Origin of the sequence: Paenibacillus koleovorans NBRC 103111 (assembly GCF_004000845.1) — a bacterium.
Lineage (GTDB): Bacteria > Bacillota > Bacilli > Paenibacillales > NBRC-103111 > Paenibacillus_AA > Paenibacillus_AA koleovorans.
In genome coordinates this window covers 1-23,631 of record NZ_BIMA01000110.1, presented here as the reverse complement: position 1 = coordinate 23,631, position 23,631 = coordinate 1, and the positions used below count along the sequence as shown (strand labels likewise).

18 protein-coding genes and 1 pseudogene are annotated in these 23,631 nt (G+C 55.2%); 12 read left to right on the top strand and 7 right to left on the bottom strand.

Going from position 1 to position 23,631, the window contains the following annotated elements:
- Positions 1-329: 329 nt before the first annotated feature.
- The 3 genes from PKO02S_RS25965 to tgl all read left to right on the top strand — a co-directional run bounded on the left by PKO02S_RS25965 (position 330) and on the right by tgl (position 6,289).
- Positions 330-1,931 (top strand): S-layer homology domain-containing protein, encoded by a 1,602-nt coding sequence (locus tag PKO02S_RS25965; RefSeq protein WP_246067430.1) that lies wholly within the window; start codon positions 330-332, stop codon positions 1,929-1,931.
- A 172-nt stretch (positions 1,932-2,103) separates the two neighbouring features.
- Complete coding sequence (locus PKO02S_RS25960; protein WP_127587703.1) at positions 2,104-5,313, top strand: heparinase II/III domain-containing protein; 3,210 nt, start codon at positions 2,104-2,106, stop codon at positions 5,311-5,313.
- 112 nt (positions 5,314-5,425) lie between these two features.
- Positions 5,426-6,289 (top strand): spore coat transglutaminase TGL, encoded by an 864-nt coding sequence (gene tgl, locus PKO02S_RS25955; protein WP_174819957.1) that lies wholly within the window; start codon positions 5,426-5,428, stop codon positions 6,287-6,289.
- Between the two features lie 87 nt (positions 6,290-6,376).
- Here the strand turns inward: tgl and PKO02S_RS25950 are convergent, their stop codons facing one another.
- The 4 genes from PKO02S_RS25950 to PKO02S_RS25935 form a co-directional block, all read right to left on the bottom strand.
- Entirely contained in the window at positions 6,377-7,726 is a 1,350-nt protein-coding gene (locus tag PKO02S_RS25950; protein ID WP_127587701.1) for an FtsW/RodA/SpoVE family cell cycle protein, read from the bottom strand.
- Entirely contained in the window at positions 7,723-8,055 is a 333-nt protein-coding gene (locus tag PKO02S_RS25945) for a PadR family transcriptional regulator (protein ID WP_127587699.1), read from the bottom strand. Before PKO02S_RS25945 ends, PKO02S_RS25950 begins: the two co-directional genes overlap by 4 nt.
- 182 nt (positions 8,056-8,237) lie before the next feature.
- Positions 8,238-9,071, bottom strand: a complete 834-nt coding sequence (locus tag PKO02S_RS25940) for a phytanoyl-CoA dioxygenase family protein (protein ID WP_127587697.1) — start codon at positions 9,069-9,071, stop codon at positions 8,238-8,240.
- A gap of 99 nt (positions 9,072-9,170) precedes the next feature.
- Entirely contained in the window at positions 9,171-10,088 is a 918-nt protein-coding gene (locus PKO02S_RS25935; RefSeq protein WP_127587695.1) for a helix-turn-helix domain-containing protein, read from the bottom strand.
- Between the two features lie 109 nt (positions 10,089-10,197).
- Between PKO02S_RS25935 and PKO02S_RS25930 the strand changes: the two genes are divergently transcribed.
- Complete coding sequence (locus PKO02S_RS25930; RefSeq protein ID WP_127587693.1) at positions 10,198-10,503, top strand: antibiotic biosynthesis monooxygenase family protein; 306 nt, start codon at positions 10,198-10,200, stop codon at positions 10,501-10,503.
- On the opposite strand, the gene PKO02S_RS25925 is transcribed toward PKO02S_RS25930, so the two are convergent.
- From PKO02S_RS25925 to PKO02S_RS25915, 3 genes are all read right to left on the bottom strand, one after another.
- Positions 10,500-11,174, bottom strand: coding sequence for an endonuclease domain-containing protein (locus PKO02S_RS25925; RefSeq protein ID WP_127587691.1), 675 nt, complete (start codon positions 11,172-11,174; stop codon positions 10,500-10,502). The two genes, PKO02S_RS25930 and PKO02S_RS25925, sit on opposite strands and share 4 nt — an antisense overlap.
- A gap of 430 nt (positions 11,175-11,604) precedes the next feature.
- Entirely contained in the window at positions 11,605-12,852 is a 1,248-nt protein-coding gene (locus PKO02S_RS25920; protein ID WP_127587689.1) for a GNAT family N-acetyltransferase, read from the bottom strand.
- A 5-nt stretch (positions 12,853-12,857) separates the two neighbouring features.
- Positions 12,858-13,796, bottom strand: a complete 939-nt coding sequence (locus tag PKO02S_RS25915; RefSeq protein ID WP_127587687.1) for an AraC family transcriptional regulator — start codon at positions 13,794-13,796, stop codon at positions 12,858-12,860.
- A 200-nt stretch (positions 13,797-13,996) separates the two neighbouring features.
- On the opposite strand from PKO02S_RS25915, the gene PKO02S_RS25910 reads away from it, so the two are divergent.
- From PKO02S_RS25910 to PKO02S_RS25875, 8 genes and pseudogenes are all read left to right on the top strand, one after another.
- Positions 13,997-15,289, top strand: a complete 1,293-nt coding sequence (locus PKO02S_RS25910) for a neutral/alkaline non-lysosomal ceramidase N-terminal domain-containing protein (RefSeq protein WP_164821693.1) — start codon at positions 13,997-13,999, stop codon at positions 15,287-15,289.
- Between the two features lie 71 nt (positions 15,290-15,360).
- Complete coding sequence (locus PKO02S_RS25905; protein WP_127587683.1) at positions 15,361-16,371, top strand: Gfo/Idh/MocA family protein; 1,011 nt, start codon at positions 15,361-15,363, stop codon at positions 16,369-16,371.
- Between the two features lie 46 nt (positions 16,372-16,417).
- Positions 16,418-17,446, top strand: a complete 1,029-nt coding sequence (locus PKO02S_RS25900) for a Gfo/Idh/MocA family protein (protein WP_164821692.1) — start codon at positions 16,418-16,420, stop codon at positions 17,444-17,446.
- Positions 17,443-18,315 (top strand): sugar phosphate isomerase/epimerase family protein, encoded by an 873-nt coding sequence (locus PKO02S_RS25895; RefSeq protein ID WP_127587679.1) that lies wholly within the window; start codon positions 17,443-17,445, stop codon positions 18,313-18,315. Before PKO02S_RS25900 ends, PKO02S_RS25895 begins: the two co-directional genes overlap by 4 nt.
- A 278-nt stretch (positions 18,316-18,593) precedes the next feature.
- Positions 18,594-20,351, top strand: a complete 1,758-nt coding sequence (locus PKO02S_RS25890; protein ID WP_164821691.1) for a sensor histidine kinase — start codon at positions 18,594-18,596, stop codon at positions 20,349-20,351.
- 6 nt (positions 20,352-20,357) lie between these two features.
- Complete coding sequence (locus PKO02S_RS25885; RefSeq protein WP_127587677.1) at positions 20,358-21,413, top strand: response regulator; 1,056 nt, start codon at positions 20,358-20,360, stop codon at positions 21,411-21,413.
- A 259-nt stretch (positions 21,414-21,672) separates the two neighbouring features.
- A complete protein-coding gene (locus PKO02S_RS25880) occupies positions 21,673-23,211 on the top strand; it encodes an extracellular solute-binding protein (RefSeq protein WP_246067440.1) in 1,539 nt (512 codons plus the stop codon).
- 51 nt (positions 23,212-23,262) lie between these two features.
- Positions 23,263-23,631 (top strand): annotated as a pseudogene (locus tag PKO02S_RS25875) (hypothetical protein); the annotation flags it as partial.

Below are 23,631 nucleotides of genomic sequence, written 5' to 3'. Positions count from 1 at the left end.
TCCCACGCTCTAACTAAACACCTTCGCCAGAGGACCAACCGCCAGGACGGTTTATCTTACATTTATATATCAAAATAAATCATAAAGTTATTTAGCATACCCAGTTTCAATCCAAATGATTCCGGGTAATACAACATGTATCACAAAAATTCCCAAGCGACCCCCAATCTGTCAAGATCCATAACGAAGCATTATAAATGTATTCTTATGCTTTCCTGGCTTAAGTCTATTCTATTTGAAAGGAGGTGAGATAGAACAAGATGGACAAGCCGGATGCTAGAGAAGTGACAAGTATTCCAAAATTAGAGAGAGGAAGGAGTGGAGCAAGCTTGCTTAACAAAACTATGCTTCGAAAGACTTCCGGACTGCTGGCGGCGCTTATGATCGTTTCGATGCTCGTTCCGGTTCTTGCCTTCGCGGCAGCTTGGTTCAAGGATGTGACGTACAATTCGGACGGTACGGTAACCGGCCAAGTGTATTTCGACTCCGATCGTGTGACGGACAGCGTTTACTTGAATGTATATTCGAATGGGAATTTGTATTCCTCGAATTCCGTCAACACCGCCACCTACAGCACTTATGCGGATGGCTACTACTATTACAATTTCTCCTTCTCCGTTACGGACGCTACATACAATCCGATTACGCTGAGCGCACTTGTCAACGGCACGGAAGAGGGCGTAACCGATGCGGTGTACAAACAAACCCCGCCGCCATGCACGAACTGTGGAGGGGGAGGCGTTATTATCCCGCCGGTTACCGGCAATGATACGATCGATGTGACTAACGGAACCGTAGACAGCGACAAATTGAAGAAATCGTTGGCCGATTACACCACCGTCACCTTGAAGGTTCAAGGCGATACAGTGCAAATCCCGGCATCGGCTCTGATCGACGCCCTTTCCAAAGAAGGCGCTACGATCGTGATTGTTGCAGAGCACGGTACATATATTTTACCTTTGTCGGTGCTGAAGCTGGACGACCTGGCCAAAGAGCTGGGCGTCGAAGTCAATGATCTGAAGATCAACGTCTCGATCGCTGAAGTGACGGGCGCTACGGCAACCGCTATTGCAGACGCGATTGAAGATCTGGGCGGCGAGTCGATGGCGGATGCCGTAGAATTCACGCTCACGGCAGAAGGCAAGGACGGCAAGAAAGTGGAGATCGATTCGTTCGGCGACACTTACGTCTCCCGTCAGCTGACGCTGACCGGTACGCCTTCGACCACCATTACCGGTGTCGTATATGACAAGACGTCCGGGCTGCTGAGCTTCGTCCCTAGCACGTTCGAGACGAAGGACGGCAAGACGATCGCTACAATCAAGCGCAACTCCAACAGCATCTATACGGTGATCGAACTGGAAAAATCGTTCATCGACGTCAACTCGCACTGGTCGCAGCAATATGTCGAGCTGCTGGCCGGCAAGCTGATCATTGACGGCGTAACCGATACATTGTTCGAGCCGGACCGCAACATTACGCGCGCTGAGTTTGCAGCGTTGCTCGTACGTTCCCTCGGCCTGGCTACAACGGCCGGCGACGATAGCTTCAAGGATGTAGAAGCTGGCGAATGGTACGCCGGTGTGGTCGACGCAGCGGTGAAAGCGAAGCTGGTAGAAGGTTATGAAGACGGTACCTTCCGTCCTAACAATCAGATCACTCGCGAAGAGCTCGCCGCGATGGTCGTTCGCGCCATGAAATATGCAGGCGTAGAAGTAACCGTCGACGCAGCGAAGCAAGCGCAACTGCTGTCGGCATGGAGCGATGCGAATCAAATCGTATGGGGTCATAAGGAAGTGGCAATCGCTATCGAAGCCGGACTCGTCAACGGGATGACCGATACGACGCTCGGCACGAAGCTGAACGCTACACGCGCTCAATGCGCTGCGATGCTGGAACGCTTCCTGAAGAAAGCGGACTTCATCGATTAAGCTTGTAATTGGCCTGTAGACTATGATTAGAAAGGAACCTGTATCTCAGGAGAGTAAGATGCCTGAATGATACAGGTTCTTTTTTTTGTGTGGACATGAGTGGACCGCTGTAGGCATAATGGAGAGGAGTTGGTAACCCAGTTGTTGCGATGCGGAGGAGGAGAAATCGCCTATGCCGAACAAACAAGGAGTGCAGGGGATGAGCAGAGTGAAGCGGAAAAGCACCTTTTTCACGGAGGCCAAAGTACAAGCAGCACGAACGAATGTGAACCGGTACGAGTGGGCTGCAGCTATGAAGCATCAAGCGGTAGCTCTTGCCGATCGGCTTGTGGAGCGGGGGCTCGACTATGTGTGGGAGCTGGCGCCGTCTCAGGCGCTGCCGCGCAGCTATCAGACGAATCAGATTCTAGGCAATTTGAGTCCGTTATCTTCGGAAGCGCCAGGGGACAATCCGCTGAACAAAATCAGCAACTACCCTTGGAAGGCCGATCCTCTCCATGCGCCATGGAAGCTGACGGATCCGACAACCGGCATGCAGTTTCCTGCCAATGATTTCGGCGCCTACTACAGAAGCGGTCTTAACGAGCAAGGGGAATTCGAACCTCTGCTGGCGGACCGAAGCTTATTGGTCAACACGCTTTATCCGGAGCGCGGGGCGGACTGGGGCGTGGACGACGGCTTTGGTTGGCTGGACCCGGAGACGGGACGGTTGTATACGTTTATTGCTTATTATACGCATTGGTTTCTTTGGTTTGGCGCGGAAGGGTTGATTCTGCGAAGTCTCGACGCGTTGCGCGACGCTTATTTGTACACGGGGGAAGGAAGCTATGCACGGGCCGGGCTTGTGCTGTTGGATCGAATTGCCGATCTGTACCCGAAAATGGATGTAAGCTTGCTTGATCCGAAACTATACTACAATTCGCATGGCGGAGGGGGCCAGGGCAAAACGGTCGGCTGCATCTGGGAGACGAGCACGGCGAAGACGCTGGTCGGCTGTTATGACGCTTTTTTCCCGGCGATCGGCGATCCGGAGCTGGTTCGTTACTTGAGCGCGCGGGCGGAACGACACCGATTGAGCGACAAGTCCAGCAGCGATGCCATTGCACAACATATCGAGAACGGGATTTTAAGAGAAGTGTTCGAAGGGTTCAAGACGGCTAAAATACGCGGGAACAACGGCTTCCATCAGAGCGCGCTTGCCTTGGCGGCCGTGGTGCTCGACAGCGAGCCGGAAACTTCGCAATGGCTGGATTACGTTTTCCAAGCGGGGCGCTACATTCCCGAGGAACAAAGGATTACCGGCGGCAATGTGCGAAATATGCTCTTGAACGAGGTCGATCGGGACGGGCATGGGAATGAAGCCGCGCCGGGCTACAACCGCCTCTGGCTGAACACGCTGCGACAAGTGGCCGATGTGTTGGACGGGTATGAAGGGTATGCGGGAGCGGATCTGTATCTTCATCCGAAGTTTCGCAAGCTGTTCCAGGGGGTGTATCCGCTGACGATGATCGAACGATACACCGTGCAAATCGGCGATACCGGCAAAACCGGCAATCCCGGAACGCTGTTAAGTATGGACGAGTGCGTCCTGGCTTTTCGCAAATACGGGGATCCCATTTTCGCGCAGCTGGCGTATTGGCTGAACGGGAATCGCGCGGACGGGGTTCATGCCGATATTTTTACCGACGAACCGGAACGAATAGCAGGTGACATCAAGCGTGTCATCGAGGAGCATGGGACATACCGGCAAGATAGTGTTCATCTGAGCGGCTACGGGTTTGCGGCACTGCGAACGGGGGTGTCGGAGGCAGGTGCTCCACCGGAAAAGCAGGGTGATGTCTGGTTGTACTATGGATTTAACGGTGGACACGGTCATCGCGATACGCTGAATATCGGCTTGCATGCGTACGGGCTGGATTTGATGCCGGATCTCGGGTATCCGGAGCAGGCGAATCATCTGGACCGCCACCGGGCGGAATGGTGCAACAATACGATCAGTCATAACACGGTAGTGGTGGATCGCGAGAAGCAGCAGCTGCAATGGGTCGGACGGCCCAAACATTTCGATGGCGGGAGCGGGCGGTTCGTGCAACTGATCGATGTCGAGGCGCCTGACGTGTATCCTCAGCTGGAGCAGTATAGGCGGACGACGGCTTTGATTCGTGTGGATGGCGGAGTTGGAGACGATGGAGTGGGCGGCAGAGAGGGTGGTGGCGGCCAAGGCGGTGAAGCCGGATTCTATGCGGTTGATTTCTTCCGCGTGCAAGGGGGGACGGAGCATCACTTCAGCTTTCATGCCGCGGAAGGGGAGGCTGAAGTGGATGGACTTCGGTTGACGCCGCAGCAGAGCGGGACTTATGCCGGTGAGGATGTGCAGTTCGGGGAACGGCCCGAAGAAGACAGTGTCACGGGCTCCGCTTATAGCGGCGGCGGGTTCCATTGGCTGAAGCGGGTGGAGCGGGCCGTGCAGCCTGCGCCGGGCTTTAGCATCGATTGGAGCATCAAGGACACTTGGAACGTGTTGGGTGGCGGGATTGGTGCGGAGACGGGGATTCATCTGCGATTGACGATGTTGACTTCGATGGATGAAGTGGTGCTTGCGGACGGAGTGCCGCCTCGCAATAAGGGTGGGAATCCGGCGACCCTTCGCTATATGGTCGGGCGGCGGACGGCGGCGGACGCTGCGGCTGCGGCGGGACAGCTGGACAGCTTGTTCACCTCGGTGGTGGAGCCGTACAAAGCGGAGCGTTTGATTGCTTCGATTGATAAGGTTGGCGTAATGCTTGACGGGGCCGTTGTAGGTGAGACCGAAGCACAGGCTATAAAAGTAACTTTTGCCGATGGGCGACGGACGGATTGGATCATTTGGGCCGGCGAAGGTGGCGGTCGCGGTGAGGAAGCGGTTGGTTATCTTGTGGACGGTTGTATTGAGTTCTCAGGTTTCTTCGGGGTTTACTCGCGATGGAGCGATGGAAGAAGCTATCGATATGTGATGGACGGTCCTCGGATCGGTCCGATCGGTCTTTCTTCTTTTAGTGAAGGCGAAGGGACGGGTAGATTTACAGGCGAGATTGTTGATTTTACGAGAAATTTGAGCGGTTCGAACTACATCGATATAAGTTTCCATACTGGAGGGAACGTGGAGCTGGAGTCGTTGCAAGGAGCTACCCTTTATGTGGAGGCCGCAGCGTCCCGAAATGCCGTTTTTACGATTATGGGGGGCACTTGTTTGGCTAGCGGGGTATACCGGCTGGACATCGGAGATGTCACTCTAATCCGCAGCAATCGGGAAGAGGAGCTCTCCGAGGAAAGCTTTGACTACGAAATCAGTGTGGGATCGACCTTTTACATTCCGTTGCGATATGAGGCGTTTCAAGCGTAGCTCGCGGGCTTCCTCCAGCGGCTAGTAGCCGAACCCGGGCTTCTGTCATACACTACAACAGCACCATGCAGGAGAAGGGGCAGAAGGACTATATCACCTGGAGGATTCCTACATGATACAGATTGCTGGAGCGGAAGCTCCCATCGACGTTTCGCAGCTGTCCATGCTCGAGCGTCAAATTTTGCAGCAAAAGCAGCTTTCGCCGCAGCTATACAACTATGACAACGTAGAGGAGCTGCTGTTCGAGCTCAAGCTGAGGGCGGCGACGGTGCAGGCGGCTGTCGATCTAGGCCGGAGCGGGGCTCGCTTCGACACGCTGCGAAAGTCTAGGGCGAACTGGATGTACTGGAGCCGAACGCCGGTCGGAGGGTTTCTGCTGAATCCGGGCGTAAGGCCGTCCCAAGCGATTCGGGATATTTTTTACAATGGCGGGTTGTATGTATTCGAATGTGCGGCTGCGGTCATCATCATCCTGTACAAGGCGGTCGTGGATGTAATTGGGGACGACATGTTCGACCGGTACTTCGACAACTTGAATCTGATCACAACGAACTCCGATCCCGATCTGGGGCTGACCACCATTCGCACCACTACCGAGATGTACCCGGGCGACATTTTGTACTTCAACAACCCTGATTTCGATCGCAACAAGCCGGAGTGGGCCGGTGAAAATGTAGTCAAAGTCGGCGACAACGCTTACTTCGGCCATGGTATCGGCGTTCAGCCGGCGGAAATCATCATCCGCGACCTGAACCGACTGCGCCGCTTCTGGGCGCGCCGTTCCGCGTATATGCTCAATCAGGCGACGTTCCCCAACTTCAAGCATTTGTACAGCTTGTCGAAGGGCTTGAGCGGCAGCACCTTCCCGGCTCGCGGACAGCGCCAGCGCTTGGCCGTCGGCGGCCAGGAGGCGGCCGGCGTGCTGATCCGGATCGGCGCGCGTCCGGTTTCGGACTCGGCCGTGCCGTTCCGCTAGTCGTTGCTCAAGTCAAAGCCGCTTCCCGTTACGGGGGAGGCGGCTTTTGGCGTTGATGTGCTGGCACATAAGGTGATCCGATATCGTTTATTTTCTGGCAGGATGCATGGACTGCTGCCTGTGCGAGCGGATCATGTCTTTTCGGCGATAAATGCTCATGATCAGACCGAGCAGAGCGAGGCAGGTGAGCTGGCTAGAGCCGCCGTTCGCAACGAGCGGGAGCTGGACGGAGATTATAGGCAAAAGGCCGACCGCCATCCCGATGGACCAAATGAATTGCATGCCTAGCAGAACACTCAGTCCGATAATCAACTGCTTGCCATACGGGTCCAGTACTCGGCTAGACGCCTGCACAATGCGCAGCAGAAAAGCCGCCACAACCCACACTAGTGCCACTCCACCCGCCCAGCCGAACGTAAACACGATGTAAGTAAACATCATGTCGGAGTACAGATTAGGGACGGTCATATTGGACTGCCCGATTCCCTGGCCGAACCAGCCTGCCTCACGTAACGTTTTCAAAGTTTGAATCGCCATATAACCTATTCCATTCGGGTCGGAACCAGGGTCAAAGAAGCTTTTTATTCTCATATCCCAATAGTGATGATTCATAGCAAAAACTACCAGGGCGCCTAGATGAAGCAGCGGAACTCCAATTCTGAGCACCCAACTTTTATATGTAACTAGGAAAAGTACTAAAGCCGCCAGAAAGTAAAAAAGCAACATCGGTCGGTACGGTTCAATCGCATAAAACACAAGAGGGGGAATTACGTAGATCAGCCACATTTTCCACCAAGTTGTATCGGAAGCTCGTAAAATGAGTACCCCGCAAAGTGATACTATGAGTGCATAAGGACTGATGTTAAGCACATCCACCTGGATGCCGAACAAGTTTATGTCGTGTCGGCTACCATTCACATAACGCCCGGTTGACAAAGTGATAAGCATCATGACAAGTGTGAAGCCATAGATCCAATTCGAATAAGCCAGCAGCTTCCGGTAATCGAACAGCCGAATGGCCAGCAGCAGGAGAAGTCCCACTCCTGAGTAAACCAGCTTTTTCTCAAACAAATCAAACGGATAAACCGAAGAGCGGATCATCAAGGTGCGATCCATGGAGTACATAAGCAGAAACGAAGCGCCTAGCAACAAACCTAACAGACCCAATAGTACCCAGTCCGTGCGCGGCCGATGGATACGATCGAATCGTTTTCCGACTTCGCTCGCAGCTCCCATTTGGGCCACCGCCAAACGATAAGCTTCATCCCGGGACAAACTCGAGTCGTTGCTCTGGGCTTCGTCGGCAGAGTCTTCCAGATGGTCGGACAGCTCGTCTCGAATGTCTCGATGCCATTCCCTCGCGCGGATGTATGAAGTGACCTCATACAAAAAGGACTCCACAACAGGATGACGCTCCCTTGTATGCTGCTTCGTCATACGCCACTCTCCCCAAGAACCCGATCGACAGAAGTGCGGAACAGCTGCCACTCCCGCTTCTTTTCACCCAGCTTGCGCCGTCCACGTTCCGTGATCGCATAATATTTGCGCTTTCGGCCATCCGCTTCGTCCCAATAAGGGTCCACATCGCCGTCCGACTCCAACCCATGCAAAATCGGATACAGCGTTCCCTCCTTCAGCGAAAACAGTCCGCCCGACAGCCGCTCGATTTCTTTGGCGATCTCGTAGCCGTACATCGGTTTGCGGTCGAGTAGGCTCAGGATTAGGATAACCGTGCTGCCTTTCATCAGCTCTTTGTTGACTGTCAGAGTATTCTCCTCCTTGCATTATGTATCGGAATCATATGCATCGTATATCTATGTATTAGTGTAAATGAAAGCGAGGATGTTTTCAATCCCATTATTTTGCACAAAAAAAAGCAGCCACCGCCCGGACTCCAACCGCTCGAATCCGAAAGGGACTGCACGATTCCTAGCAAATAGGCAACCAATCAGCACTCGGCCTGTGTCATTTCACTTGTGAAAACGGCCTTGAACTGATCCGGCGTCATCTTGACGGCAGACTCTGGGGCGTAATGGAACTGCAAGGCACGGCGGCGTTTGGCGGACAAATTCGGCGGGGTCCCATGATGGAGCAGCCCGGAGAAGATGAGCAGCCCGCCCGGCTTCAGCGGCACGGTTTCGTCGCGCTCGACGTTCACGGATGCGTCGCACAGCTGCCAGTCGCGGATGGAGTAGTGAGGGACGGCGCCTTCCCGATGCGATTTCGGGATGATGTGCATACAGCCGTTGTCGAGCCCCGCTTCGTCCAAAGCGACCCAGACGCCGGCGACCATTTTGGTGAAGCTGAAGTTCGGATACGCCATATCCTGATGCCAAGGCTTCTCGATGCCGGCGTCATTGGAAGGGGGCTTCAAAATCGCCTGATCGGCGCAAAACTTCACCTCGTCCTCGAAAATACGTTTGAGAATCGATTGAATCTTGGTATGGTAGGCGACCGCATACGTTGCCGGACAATAATCGATGAATTGACTGAGCTTCCGAACGGCCATTTCGCGGTCTTCCGCGGTGACGGGTTTGGCGTCTTTCATCCATTGCAGCTTGGGCCCCTGGATCCGTCCTTGAATCGCATCGTCAATGTCCTGAATAGCCGCTTGAACCTCCTCGGGTGTGAGGACGTTCTCGATGGCAAGGTAGCCCAATTCCTTGTATTGCTTGATGACTTCGTCCGTCACATCATCGGGAGTAGCAACCCGGTGACTCGCGATTTTATCGAAGCGGTAAAGCTTTTCCTTAATTTCCAACTGGTTTTCTGCAGGTTTCATAGCAACATCCTCCTTGCTTTCATCCTAACAGGTAGCACTGTCAATCGGAATGGAATAGCATGCGCGGGGATGTTATGAAACGTATATAAATAATAATTGTTAGGAGTCTGCGGGCGGTTTGGGGCGAGGGGCGGTCGGAAGGCCGATCGGTTGACGAATGTGAGCTGCATAATCCGAAGGCGCGAGTCCGTAGGCGAGCTTGAAGCTTTTACTGAAAGCGAACAAGTCGCTGTAGCCCAAATACTCGGCGATTTCCGTCAAACTCATCCCAGTTTGGGCGAGCATTTCTTGCGCGTGCTCCATTTTCGTTTTGGCGACATATTGCTTAAGGGTGCTGCCAGTAGACGACTTGAACAAACGACTTACGTATTGCGTCGACATCCCGACAGAACCCGCCAACTCGTTCCAATCGATCCCGATCCCTCCGCGCTCGCGGATATAAGTCTTGATTTGCCGGATCGTCAGCAGCTGCTTGGATGTAAAAGCCCGATCGCGGTTGTCCGGCTGCTGCCGAATCAATGTAATGATGAACCGCTTCATCAGGCAGTCGAACTCCAGCTCGCTCAGCAGCAAAGGAAATTCGTTCACCTCCAGCAGCTGATACAAAATCGTTTCGGTCTGAAAGGCGTTCTCGACTACAGTAAACCGTGGAAACGGCAAAGAGGAATTCTCCCAGCTGGGAGGGCCCTCGATCCGAAAATGCATGAAGAGCACGGTCAGCCGGTCGTTCGGATGCTGCGTCGCTTTTGGCAAATCGCCAGGTCGCATGATAAGGCAGCTTTTGCGCTGAAGCTGGAATTTCTCTTCTCCGAGCTGCATGGTGCCTGATCCGGACAGCACATAGAAAATGTCATAATCGGTAAATGGCGTTTGCTGATCCCAGTACCAGCCGGGCTGGCAAATGCTTTTGCCAAAGGCGTTGTTCATGCGGAACGTGACTTGCTCAAGCGGATGCGACTGGTGCTGCTGCTGCTGTTGCTGTTGCTGAGTGCTGGAATTCGCGCTAGTCGGCGCCATGCGTCTCACCTCAAATCTATCATAAACCGTGATGGGGCTCCTTGTTAAGCGGTTTGACAAGATCAGGTCGGACCGATACTATGGGTCTACGAGAAACGGAGGGACTGTTATGATTTTGGAAGCAGCTTATTTGCAAGTTAAGCCACGCCAGGAAAAAGCTTTCGAATCCGCCTTCCGGGAAGCCTCTTCGATCATCGCCTCCATGGGCGGCTACATCCGCCATGAACTGCAGCGCTGCTTGGAGGTACAGGGGCGATACTTGCTGCTGGTCGAATGGGAAACGCTGGAGGATCACACGATCGGCTTCCGACAATCCACGGAGTACCTACGGTGGAAACAGCTGCTGCATCACTTCTATGACCCGTTCCCGACGGTGGAGCATTTTGAGCGAGTGGAGCTAGGACGTGAGGATTAGTTGCACAAATAGTCGGCCAGCCGATATTTATTGACACGATGAGATGTCACTACTGGTTGAAAGGTGCCTTGTCCCGCAAACCGATGTAGCCATAGAAGAGAGGAACGCCTTGAGATGGTGAATTCGGTTGCAAGCTGCACGGGAGTTATCCATCCGCCGTTACGCTGGGCAAGATAAATCGCTTGCTGTTTGCGGAGCTCCCAGAGATCTATTTCCTTCACATTCATCGAGCCGTGAGTGAGTGACCACCAGTGTCCGATTGCTTGTTTGATTTGTCTTAGACAACCAAGCGGATTTTTCTGAACCTGAGTAGATGCGAATCGCAATATTAGCCAGCCTGATAACGCTAGATCGTTCTGACGCTCAAGGTGGTCTTCAAATTCAGCAGGTGAAATATCGCGAGCGTGCGTAGTGAAGCCATCGATTTCGATTACAATGCGAACTCCGTTTCGCAAATAGACGAAGTCGATGAATCTTTGGCCGCCCTTAGCATCCTTGAGCGGGTATTCGACCCGCAAGCCTGCAAAGTCATATTCGAATCCGGGTGACCACACTTGTTGCAAGAAGAGCATTTCGATTTCACCGAGCTTTTTGCGATAGCTTTTGTTCCGGACGGCTTCCTGTTCGAAGCTGTGAATGAACAGCAACAAATTGGGATGTGTGGTTGCCATGTCGATCTCCCCTTCATAAAAGGCGAAGAAATAGAGAACACCCCGTGGAACAGTCGAGTTGACTGCACCGTCGGGGTGTTCTTCACTCCGCGCAAACTGATTTAATTACATAATAATGGAAGTTGGGTTGGATGGCAAGTGATGGAGTTGGATTCTGTATGGTTATGATGGGGAATTAGAGTGACTGAGTAGCAAAGTATCCAGATAAGGAAGTAAATTTCGTAAAGGTTACTCTTAGAAGGGCTGCTGAGTACTAAAGTAAACAAAACGCGAAGCTAGGTTCGCGTTTTGTTTACTTTGGTACTCGGAAAGGGGTTAATAAGCTGATAGAGCGAAATTTGGTTCTCAGACTGGATACTTTGGTACTCAGCATGTGCGAGGGGAGCTGACGGGAAAGCGAGCGGAAAGTGAAGAGGTGTGTCTTCCTCCTCTAAAACTCCAGCACCATCAGCTTCTGCTCGTATACGAGTTCGAAGCCTGCTGCTTCCAACTGGGCGAGGACGAGCGGGTTCGTCGCCCGCAGGTTGTCGGTCTGTCGCGACACGGCCAGCTCGTGCGGCCCGAACGCATGCGCGAGCGCCGTCCGCACGATCGCATCGGCATCGTGGCGCTCCGCCGCCGCCTCGCAATGATGCAGCACGATGGAGATCAGCTCGCCGCGGTGGTTGTAGTGCTTGTGGTACAGCGCATATCCGACGATTTCGCCGGTGACGGTGTCCGTCACCGTGAGTGCGTCGCCGCCTAGCGATAGCAGTTGGAACCACTGGCCTGACCAAGGTGAATGGACCGGGAAAAACGGCAGCCCGATCACTTCCGACGGCTTGCCGACTTGCACTCGGTACGCCTCCGCACCACCGGTTCCATCAGCCGCTACTACTCCCGCCGCCTCCGTATCACCCGTACCGCCAGAAGCCTCCTCGCCACCAAAAACCTCCGCACGACCGGTCTCACCAGCGGATACTACATCCGCCGCCTCAGAACCACCCGTGCCGCCAGAAGCCTCCGCACCACCGGTTCCATCAGCCGCTACTACTTCTGCCGCCTCAGAACCACCCGTACCACCAAAAACCTCAACACCACCGGTCTCACCAGCCGGTACTACTCCCGCCGCCTCCGCACCAACCGTACCACCAGAAACCTCAACACCACCGGTCTCACCAGCCGGTACTACACCCGCTACCTCCGCAATATCAGCACCACCACCCCCAAACGCCGCCTGCCCCAAAGCGCCATCGCGCTTCATCCCGATCAGGCTGTCGACGACCTGGAAGCCGGCGCCTTCATACGCGGCGATCGCCTTCACGTTTTTCGAGACAACCTCGAGATAACATCTCGTAACGCCGGCGTCGCGCATCTGGTCGACGGCCGCTTGCATGAGCGGACGCGCAAGACCGGTGCCGCGGAACTCCGGGCAGACGCCGGTCCCGCCGTTCCAGGCCAGCAGCTCATCCCCGACCTGCTTGGTCGCGATCAGCACGAAGCCGACAGGCTGGCCGTCTATGAACATTCCGACGGACAGCTTCGGCGAAATCCGCTTCGTCCCGAAATAATGGGAGAGCTGATCCACATCCCGCGACATATCGGAATAATAGTTCGAGAAGCCTCCGTTCCACAAGGCCACGGCTTCGTCGTATGTGCATTCGTTGATTGTGCGGATAACCGGCTGTACGTGGGTCATTAGGGTCAACTCCCTGTAGGAATGGTAGCGGCAGGGGGCGGCGTCTTGTCCAGCACCCGGGCCCGCAAGCTTTTATCATATTGCGACGGCGACATATCGGTCACTTGCTTGAAATGCCGCGAAAAATAATGCACGCTGCTGTACCCGAGCGCTTCCGCGATCTGGGTGTAGTTCATATTTTCCTCGCGAATATAGGCTTTGGCCTGTTCGATCTTGAGCTTGTTGCGATATTCCACGATGCTAAACCCCGTTTCGCGCTTGAACACCGTCTTCAGCCGCGTCTTGCCCACATTGAGTCGGCGGCTCAAGTCATCCAGCTTCACCGGATCCCGCACCGTTTCCTTCAACAGCGCTAACAAGGCGGTGCTAATCTCCGCATCCGTCTTCAGCTTGTTGCCAGACGATAGCGAATCCTCCGCGCGCTGCTCCTCGAAGTTCATCATCTTGCGGATCAGCAGAATGAGCATCATCTCGAGATTCAGCTTGATCAGCTGCTCCGCCCCGAACACGCGCGGCGACTTATTCCGAATCGGCACCCGGTGAGGTTTGCCCACATCGAATGCGTCATAGCCCTCGCGCAAAATGCTCGTCAGCAATTTCTGCTCAACGTCGCCCAGCCTGAACTGCTTCGTGACGCGAAAATAGCTCATCGCCTCGGACTTGCATTCAAAGCTGAGGATGAGAACGTTCGGGGCCACACGACGATTCGCGCGCATGCTGTGAAATTCGTTGGGCGAGTAGAACACGAGCTCTCCTTGCTTCACGTGATGCTTGCGGGCGCCGATCACGATCTCGGCTTCCCCTTTGTCCATATACAAAAATTCCCAGAAATTATGCTTCTCGCCCGGGTATACGAAATCTTTGGTCAGTTCCGTGTAGTGAAAGGTGACCAGCTTTTTGACGACCAGATCTTCATGCAGCGGCAGCCTGTCGAACTTTACCATCCGATTCGATCCCCCCAGCAGGCGTTCGAGTTAGTGATAGTTTAAACGAATTTGCGTGCAAAAGAAACCCTTTTCAGCTATATAAAATGATGTGTTTTGTGCAAAAAGTCAGACCGATTGTGCAAAGACCAACCTGGCGTGTTTCCCTTAACATGAGGTCAAACCGGCATTGCGCCGTCGTACAGGAGGAGAGTTGCGATATGCTACGCTGCGGCATGGCCGAAGTAGACATAACACCGCCGTTAGGCAGCTCCATACCGGGGTATTTCAAGGACCGCAGATCTTCCGGCGTTCGAGATCCGCTCTATGCCAAAGCACTGGTTGTAGAGACGGAGGAGCGCACGGTAGCCTTCATCGTAACGGACACGATTGATCTCGCAAGGCGGGATGTCGAGAGGATTCGGGAGCGGGTGCAGCAATTGACGGACATCCCGGACAGCCACATCATGGTTTCCGCTACGCATACCCATACCGGTCCGCCGGTCAAGGAAGGGTTCAACAGCCAAATCGACGAGTCCTACATGGAATGGTTCGCGAAAAAAGCGGCGGATGCCGCCGTACTGGCCCACAAAGGGCGAGTGGAGGCGCGAATCGGCTTCGGACGCGGCCATGAGGCGGATATCGCCTTCAATCGGCGCTATTTTATGAAAGACGGCACGTTCCGGACGAATCCGGGGGTGAACAACCCGCTGACCGACCGCGCGGCAGGGCCGATCGATCCCGAGCTGCTCGTGGTCCGTATCGATGCGGCGGACGGCAGCCCGATCGGCGTGCTGACCAACTACGCCTGCCATACCGATGCCGTAGGCGGCTCCGAATACAGCGCCGACTTCCCGGGCGTCATGAGCGCGCTGATCAAAAAAGCGCTCGGCGACAAGACGATCCACATGTTCATGATGGGGACGAGCGGCAACATCAATCACATCGACATCAGCGGCAAATTCAAAGGACCGAATCACCACATTCGCATCGGCACCGTGCTGGCCGCGGAAACGCTGAAGGTGAGGGAAAAGATCGTAGACGCCAGCGGCGAGCTGGAGCTGGACGTGAACCGCACGTTCTTTGGCGCTCCGCATCGCTCGCCGACCGAGCAGGAAGTTCGGCAGGCGGATGAAGCGCTCGGCAACGAGGCGGCCGCAGGAGATGTAGAGCTCGCGTTTGCCCGCCAAATTCGCAAGCTGCAAGCGGAAGGTCCGGGAATGACGGAGATCGAAATCCAATCGATCCGGCTGGGCGGGCTGGCGATCGTGGGGGTGCCTGCGGAGCTGTTCGTCGAGTTCGGGTTAGGCATCAAGGCGAATTCCCCCTTCCCGTTCACGCTGGTCAACGAGCTGTGCAACGGCTCGACGCGCGGCTATATTTGCACGCAGGAGGCGTACGGCCAAGGCGGCTACGAGCCGCGGACATCGAACAACAGCAAGATGGCGATCGATACGGGAGACCGCATCGTAGAGCACGTCGTAGAGTTGCTTCACTCCCTTCATAGCCGATAGCTGTCAGACCATTAGCCATCAGCCGTTAGTCCTTATATAACATCCATTTCCATCCTCAGGAGGAACCGATCATGAGCCAACCGAAAGTACGCACCGCAGTAGTGGGACTGAATATGGGACTTCAACACGCCTATGCCTATGCCAAATCCGAGCGCTCCGACCTGCGCTGGGTCGTCGACCTGGATCAGGAGAAAGCGGCCAAAGTGGCGGCCGACCTCGGCTGCAGCTATACATCCGACTGGACGCAAATTATCGACGACATCGACGCGGTCAGCATCTGCACGCCGCATCATCTGCACGCTCCGCAATCGCTGCAAGCGATTGCAGCCGGCAAACACGTCCTGCTCGAGAAGCCGCTCGCAAATACGCTCGAGGATTGTATGGCGACGATCGAAGCCGCCAAGGAGAAGGGCGTCACGTTCATGATGGCGTACATCGTCCGGTTCCTGCCGACCATCATCAAGCTGAAGGAGATCATCGACAGCAACCAATACGGCAAGCCGTTCAGCGCGAATATCTGGATTCAAGCGTTCTTGAACCCGATGCCGAACACCTGGTTTTCCCGGAAGTCGCAGCTGGGCGGCGGGGTTATGTTCAGCCACGGCTGCCATTACGTCGACTTGCTGCTCTGGCTGTTCGGCAACCCGACCGCAGTCACTTCGCTCGGAACCCGCGAAGGCACCGAATGGATGGAAGGCGAGGGCACGTCCCACGGTTTGATCAAGTTCGAGAATGGCGTGGTCGCTCACCTGGAGACAAGCTGGGGGATGAAGTACAAGCAGATGCCTTCGTTTATGCAGATTCACACGACGGAGGGGCTCATCCTGATCGAAGGCAACATGAACAAAATCGACGTCCTTAACGCGGACGGCCGCAATACCGTGTTCGGCCCGATCCCGGCGCTGACGAAGGAAGAAGGCACGAACGCGTTCTACGAATGCGAGCATTTCCTCGAGAGCATTCAGAACGGCACGGTGCCGGAAACCGACGCAATCGAGGCGATGAAGTCGCTGCACGCCATCTGGGGCATGTACGAAGCCGCGGAAAATGCAGGCAGACCTGTTACACCGGCCAACGTATAGCCAAACCCAAATCGAACGAACATTCATACAAAGGAGTAAACAACCTATGGATACGATCAAAGTCGGGATTGTCGGCTGCGGCCTGATGGGCTCCCTTCATGCAAGAACGCTTCATACGCTGCCTGGCGTTCAAGTAACCGCCGTGCACAATCGGACGAGAGGCAAAGCGGAGGCGTTGGCGAAGGAAGTCGGCGCGACCGTTTACGACACGTACGAAGAGCTGCTGCAGCAAGACCTGGACGCTGTATGGGTAGCTACACCGGATCATCTGCACGTGGACATCTCCAAGGCGGTGCTCGACTCCGGCAAACACCTGTTTCTGGAAAAAGCGCTAGCCACTTCCGTCAGCGACGGAGCGGAGATCGTAGCGGCAGGCGACCGCCGTCCGGAGCTGAAGGCGATGGTCGGCTATCCGCTGCGCTTCGATCCGCGTTTCCGCAAGATGAAGGAAATCGTCGCTCAGGAAGGCGCAGGCAAGCCGCTGCAAGGCTGGTCGATGCGGACGCATTTCCTCGATCCGAACGCGCGGGTGTATGACAAATACCGCGACCATTACTACGACACGCCAAGCTGGTACTTCGACGACCAGAACGCCAAAGGTCCGGTATTCTCCCATGGCTCCCACGATTACGACCTGCTCATGTGGATGTGCGGCGAAGTCGAGAGCGTGTTCTGCTACGGCGGCACGTACTTGCTGCCTCCGGGCAGCGTAGCGGACGCATTCACCGTCTCGCTGCGTTTCAAGAACGGCGGCATCGGCCAAGTCAGCACGCCTTGGATCACACGCGTCGAGTACGACATGACCGGAGTAGCGACGGAAAATTTGACCGTTATGAACAATAACGGCGAAATTCGCGTCAAATCCGGCAACGAGCCGGAGCAGCGCATCACGTACAGCGAAAATGACATGTGGGTGCAGCTGAATCAGCATTTCATCGACTGCATCCGCTACGACAGGCAGCCGTTGATCTCCCTGCAAGACGGATTGAACGTCATCGCCGTTTCCGAAGCGGCGTACAAATCCCTCAAAGAACGCCGCGAGGTGTTCGTGGAGACCGGAGGAGCGCTCGTATGACCGACTCAACCACAGCCAAAATCAAGCTCGCCTGCATGACCTTGCCCTACATGAAGTACCCGCTCGAGCGCGCGCTTCAAGGCATCAGCGAGGCCGGCTACCGCTACATCGCCTTCGGATTGCCCCATGCCGGAGCGGAAGCGCCTGACGAGCAAGATCCGGAGGCCGTCCACACGCTGCGTCGGCTGTTCGACCGCTACGGCGTAGAGCCGGTCATGCTGGTCAGCACGAACCAGCTGGCGCCGGGTCAGCCGATCGAACGAGCTCAGAAACGGTTCGAGACGGCCAAGGCGCTCGGTATTCCGGAGCTGCTCTGCCTAGGCGTCTGGGGGTACCGTGCCTTCCCGCATGAGCCTTTGCCTGCTGATGAGTTGCAGCAGCTGAACGCCGCCTTCATCGAGAAATACCGGGAAGTGGCCAAGCTCGCCGAGCAATACAATATCGTCGTTACCTTGAAGCCGCACACGGGCAATACGGCGACGGCTGCGATCATAGCTGAGACGATCGCAGCGATCGGATCGCCGTACGTGAGAGTCTGCTATGATCCGGGCAACGTACACTTCTACGAAGGAATCGACCCGGCGAAAGATATGGAGCTGCTTCCCGTTAGTCAAATCACTTCGTTTATAGCCAAAGACCATCAGGGGGAGCGAGCCGAGAACCGATTTCCAATCCCGGGGCGCGGAGATGTGAACTTCCCGTCGATGCTGGGTCAGCTAATCCGAGGCGGCTTCGAAGGCCCTGTCGTTGTGGAGCGGCTCGACGGTCCGGTTCCAGGCGAACAGCCGACTCCGGAGCAGATAGACGGCTTGATCCGGGAAGCGCGCGAGGAGTTGGAGTCGCTGATCGCCGCCGCTCAGAGCACCTAAAGAATGCCAACATGCACGAAGCAGGAATTTTGACGAAAAAGATCGAATGCAATAGGAGAAGGCCGCCGTTGCGCTGCAGCCATATCGAGGACGGCAACGTCTCAGAGTGTGCGAAATGCAGCGGTTGCCGCCTTTTCCTTGCAGCCTAGAATAAAGCGCGGTGTATGGATATGGATGAATCGAATACTCCCAGACGGCGTCATTTTTCCGCTTTTAGTTTCAACCCTGCCCGGGAACGGAGGGGGTTCAAACTAAAGGCGCTTCCTGTTTATAAAAGAATGCTGCTGATTATCGTCGGCTTGTTCTTCGTGCCGTTCCTCGTCCTCTGCGTGTACTGGTACACGGAGGTGACCTCGCTCGTGGAAGAAAAGGCCGTCGACCAGGGACGACAAATCGCTACTTTGACCAATGACCATCTGGACTCGTATTTCAATCAGCTGGAAATCACGACCTCGTCCATATTGACCTCGCCGCTCGTGAAAAGCTTCTTGCAGCTGTCGCCTACCGACGACTTTGACGAATACGCTTTCATGCAGCGCATCTCGAACGAAATCTTCGTCTATATCCTGTCGAACCGGACCGACATCTACAACGTCTCGATCGTGTCCAACAAAGGGCTTGTTGTAAGCAGCTACTCGGACGAAAGTGCGCTGGCCGCCTACAGGAACTACGCCGAACGCAAGATCGCGAACGCGAACTTCACCATCATCGGCATCCGCTGGATCAACAACGTGCCGGTGCTGACGATTACGCGCAACTTGATCAACAGCACGAACTTCAAGTCCGAAGGGCTGCTGATCATCGACCTGACCTACCAGACCATTGCCGAGCAGATCAAGAACATGGCGCTTGGCGGGTCCGGCGAGCTGTGGGTGTTCGACAGCGACGGCAATATTGTCTACTACCCGAACGAAGAGATGCTGGGCCGCAACATGGCGCAGGCGTTCCCGGACATTCCGCTGCAGCCGCACAGCGACAGCTGGATCTCCCCTTCACCCGAAGGGAAGAAGCTGTTCCTGAGCAACACGTTGGACTCCGCGCGCTGGCAAGTGGTGAACCAGGTGCCGCTGACCGAGCTGACGGGCGATATGACCGCGCTGAACACGTTTTCCATGCTCATTATCCTCGTGCTGGCCGCCTTGGCGCTGACAGTGATGGGCGTGCTCCTCCTGCCGCTGACGCGTTCGGTTCAACTGCTGCAGCGTTTGATGAAGAAGGCGGAGATCGGCGATCTCGAGGCGCGAGCTCCCGAAGAGCATCAAACGCTGGAGATTGCCAGCTTGTACCGAAGCTACAACAGCATGGTGAGCGAGATTCGGCGGCTGATCGAGGTCGTGCATTTGTCCGAGATGCGGGAAAAGGATATGGAGATCAAGCAGATTGAATCCAGACTTCTCCTTATGCAATCGCAGATCAACCCGCATTTTCTGTACAATACGCTGGAAGTCGTCAATTCGTACGCCATCGAAGCGGGGGTCAAGCCGGTCAGCAAAATGATCGTCTCCATCGCCAAAATGTTCCGTTACAACATGAACGATCTGATGGGCGTCGTGTCGCTGGCCGAAGAGATGGAGCATTTGAACACGTACCTGATGATTCAGAAGGAACGGTTCCACCATTTGACCATTCAGATCGACTTGGATGAAGAAGCTTTGGCCCAAGCGGTGTCGGTACGGCTTGCGCTGCAGCCGGTGGTGGAGAACAGCTTCAAGCACGGCTACGACAAAGCCGGGATCAAAGCGGAGTACATCGGGTTGTTCGGCAGAGTGGTAGGCGGCTGTTACATCGTGACGGTATCGGACCGGGGCCATGGAATGGACGAGGAGACGATGGTGAAAATGAACACCTGGTTCACCGGGGAAGCGGCTGTCGCGGCAGATCCGGACAAAGAGCCGGCCGCGCAATCGGGAAGCCATATCGGCTTGTGGAACGTGCATACGAGGTTAAGGCTTAGCTTTGGCGAGGATTACGGACTGCGGGTGGCCAAATCGGACAGCGGCGGTACGGATATGGAACTACTATTTCCATTGAGGTGATGCATTTTGTTAAAGGTTCTTATTGCAGACGACGAAGCCCCCATTAAAAGAAGCTTGAGCAAAATCATTGAAATGGAGTTTCCTCAGCTTCAGATCGTTTTCCTGGCGGACGACGGGCGCGAAGCGCTGAAAGGGTGGGAGCAGCATCAGCCGGATCTCGTCATTTCCGATGTAAGGATGCCCGAGATGGACGGCATTCAGCTGTCGCAGGAAATTCGCAGCCGGGGCATGCAGACGGAGATTATTATCATTTCCGGCTACAACGATTACGGCTTGCTGCGGCAGGCGATGCAGAACGGGGTATCCGATTATTTGCTCAAGCCGGTCGATCCCGAGGAAGTGGTCGGAACATTGGGTAAAGTCATCGAGCGACTGGGTGATCGCGCCAGGCAGCTGAACGGCAAAAATCGCTGGCTGTCCGACCGCAAGAAAACGTTGCAAAAGCTGGCCGACGCCATCTGGTATTTGCAGGAGGAGCACATCGAGACGGAAATGAGCGCGATCCGGGGATCGCTGGAGAGCGCCGATTATCCGGCTCCGGTGATGACCGATCTGATCATGCAAGCGTTTACGCTGGTCCATGCGGAGCTCGAGCAACTGAGCGACGGCAAGCTGCAGCTGATGAACTACAAGCCTTTCCAGCGCATCGCCCAATCGCTCGTCCCGTTCGAGGAAATCGACTTGCTGCTGCAGCACATCCTGAGCGACATTCGCGAAATGCGCAATTGGGGCTCGCACCGGCTAATTCGAAGCGCCATTGAGTTCATTGAAGGCGCCTACCACCGCGAATCGCTCTCGCTGACCGAAATTTCCGATTTCGTAGGCATGTCCACGACCTATTTCAGCAAATGCTTCCGCCAAGAAATGGGGGTCAGCTGCACGCAATACATCACGAAGCTGAGGATGCAAAAAGCGGTGGAAATGCTGCACAACCCGACCTACAAAGTATATGAGGTTGCTTATTCGACCGGCTTCAGCGATTATGCCCATTTTGCCAAAGTGTTCAAAAAGACGTTCGATTTCTCCCCATCGGAGTTCCGGGCGAATTTAGGGATTGTCTGAACGCCGGACAACGTGCAAGCCAAAGTCGGAATTGCCCATATTGTTGAAAGAAAAACCATAGTGAGCCGTCATTGAGAGGAGTAGACTGGACATGACCGATACTGTCGGAGCGGGGAACCGAGACGTTCCTGAGAAGCGGAGTCCGAGGCGAGAAGTCCGGGCTTGGCTTGCTTGTCTTCGGAAGAAGGCGTCGCTGCGTTCCGGGTCTAAGTCTGCCAAGGCTGCAAAATTGGCTAAGTGTGTCTTTCTTTTGGCTGGAATGGCGGGGTTGACCGGTTGCTTCGGAGCTGCGCCGAGTCCGGATGCCGATGTCTCCTTCGGTGTGAAACCGTTCGAGCTGACAATTCTGATGCAGGACGGAGCCAACGAATACGCCAAAAACGCTAAACCCGACGACATGTATATGAAGGAGCTTTCCAAGCTGTACAGCAATCATCGCGGGGCGCCTTACAAAATCAACTTTGAAATATTGCGGCATGATGATTATTTCAAGCAGTTGACCGTTCGTTTCGCTTCAGGTGAATTTCCCGACATCATGTGGACCGATGCGATCGGCAATTCCGCGCATCCGACTGCGGCCGAGGACGGGATCTTTCTTGATTTGACGGAGTTGATCAATCAGTATGGACCGAATCTGAAGCGGGACATTCCCGAGTACAGCTGGAAGGATCCCAAGATTTCGAAGGACGGCCGCATTTACGGCTTGCCCAAAATGGCGGCGCTTCCAAACACGACGGTCGATTTTGTCAGGAACGATTGGTTGAAAAAGCTGAATATGGGGCTGCCGCAGTCGCTTCAGGATTATTTGAATTATTTTGAGGCGATCAAAACGCATGATTTGGATGGAAATGGTCAGCTGGATGAGATACCATACGTCGTCCGGGGCAACTTCCAATATTCCACCTCGTTCTTCGGTTACTTCGACGCTTATCCGACGGTCTGGAAGTACCGCGACGGCTTGTTCCAGCCGAACTTGATCCTGCCGGAGATGAAGGACGCGATCTTGTTCTACAAGTTGCTGTATGACAAGGGTTACGTCAACCGGAACATGTTCACGCTTAAGGCGAGCGATTGGGATCAACTGATCCGCACCGGGAAAGCCGGGATGTGGCAGCATCAAGTGCAAGCGTTGATGAACATTTTCGATTCGACCACCCAGACGGAGCTGAACTGGGACATCACGGCACTGGCGGGACCGCGCGACCTGAAGGGCAATGCTTATTTGGTGCCGGAGCAGACGGGTGTGAACGCGGCTTACGTCATTTTCTCGAAGGCGAAGCAGCCGGAGGAGATCATTCGGTTCTTCGACTGGCTGCATAGCGACGATACGGAGAAAAACCGCTTTTTTGCCTATGGCATCAAGGGCCACAATTATATGGAGACTGGCGGCCGCATCACGTACGATCCTCTTGCACGGGTAAACAAGGAGAAGGAAGCGGCGACGTTCTTCCAGGTGATGATCAACCCGACGGGTGACAATCGGCTCTCGCCTCTGCTCGTGCATATGAGCAAAAACGCGGTCAAAGTGGAAGACGCCATCCGGATGGCGCGAACGAATACAATCGATACCGAAAGCCTGTATATGCCGACCCCGTCGGCGATTCGGATCAATCCGGAGCTGGCCTTCTCGGAAAACTCCCTGTTCATGGACATGTTCGCCAAAGTGGTGCTGGGCCGCGAATCGATCGATACCGCCTTCGACAAATTCGTCGCGGACTGGTTGAGACGAGGCGGTCGAGAAGCGATTCAAGAAGCGACGGCTTGGTATGAGCTGGAATATGGCGTGAAAAGCCGATAATACAGGACTCAGAATCGGATTCAACAAGCGGAAGGTAAGGAGACGATCATCATGAACATGGCTCGCATCGGCGTTCTCTTCGAGAGGCGGGCGGCCGAAGCCAAGTGGAAATACGGCTTCAACGCTTTCGAACGGTACATCGGCGAGATGCTGGCGCAAGCAGGGGTCTCCTTCGAGTGGCTCCATTCGGTTCATCATATGCTGGAAGCGGAGTACGACGTCGTCGTGGTGGCGGCGATGGAGGAGACGGCGGCGGCGCTCGATCTGCTCTGGCTGTACGCCTCGCGCGGCGGCACCGTTGTCGCCTTCGCGAGCCTGAACGGCCTCGCGCGCCGGCTCGGCTGCCGCCGCAGGCCGCTGCTCGCCGGCGCGGGCTACGCGCAGCTGCCCGCGCCGTGGCCGGAGCCGCGGCCGCTGCGC

Excerpts from the sequence above, each read along its gene's own strand:
- PKO02S_RS25905 (WP_127587683.1), top strand. The coding sequence starts at position 15,361 with ATGAGCCAACCGAAAGTACGCACCGCAGTAGTGGGACTGAATATGGGA.
- PKO02S_RS25925 (WP_127587691.1), bottom strand. The coding sequence starts at position 11,174 with ATGGCAACCACACATCCCAATTTGTTGCTGTTCATTCACAGCTTCGAA.
- PKO02S_RS25915 (WP_127587687.1), bottom strand. The coding sequence starts at position 13,796 with ATGGTAAAGTTCGACAGGCTGCCGCTGCATGAAGATCTGGTCGTCAAA.
- PKO02S_RS25930 (WP_127587693.1), top strand. The coding sequence starts at position 10,198 with ATGATTTTGGAAGCAGCTTATTTGCAAGTTAAGCCACGCCAGGAAAAA.
- PKO02S_RS25950 (WP_127587701.1), bottom strand. The coding sequence starts at position 7,726 with ATGACGAAGCAGCATACAAGGGAGCGTCATCCTGTTGTGGAGTCCTTT.
- PKO02S_RS25960 (WP_127587703.1), top strand. The coding sequence starts at position 2,104 with ATGCCGAACAAACAAGGAGTGCAGGGGATGAGCAGAGTGAAGCGGAAA.
- PKO02S_RS25900 (WP_164821692.1), top strand. The coding sequence starts at position 16,418 with ATGGATACGATCAAAGTCGGGATTGTCGGCTGCGGCCTGATGGGCTCC.
- PKO02S_RS25940 (WP_127587697.1), bottom strand. The coding sequence starts at position 9,071 with ATGAAACCTGCAGAAAACCAGTTGGAAATTAAGGAAAAGCTTTACCGC.
- PKO02S_RS25935 (WP_127587695.1), bottom strand. The coding sequence starts at position 10,088 with ATGGCGCCGACTAGCGCGAATTCCAGCACTCAGCAACAGCAACAGCAG.
- PKO02S_RS25890 (WP_164821691.1), top strand. The coding sequence starts at position 18,594 with ATGCTGCTGATTATCGTCGGCTTGTTCTTCGTGCCGTTCCTCGTCCTC.
- PKO02S_RS25910 (WP_164821693.1), top strand. The coding sequence starts at position 13,997 with ATGCTACGCTGCGGCATGGCCGAAGTAGACATAACACCGCCGTTAGGC.
- PKO02S_RS25920 (WP_127587689.1), bottom strand. The coding sequence starts at position 12,852 with ATGACCCACGTACAGCCGGTTATCCGCACAATCAACGAATGCACATAC.
- PKO02S_RS25895 (WP_127587679.1), top strand. The coding sequence starts at position 17,443 with ATGACCGACTCAACCACAGCCAAAATCAAGCTCGCCTGCATGACCTTG.
- tgl (WP_174819957.1), top strand. The coding sequence starts at position 5,426 with ATGATACAGATTGCTGGAGCGGAAGCTCCCATCGACGTTTCGCAGCTG.
- PKO02S_RS25880 (WP_246067440.1), top strand. The coding sequence starts at position 21,673 with ATGGCGGGGTTGACCGGTTGCTTCGGAGCTGCGCCGAGTCCGGATGCC.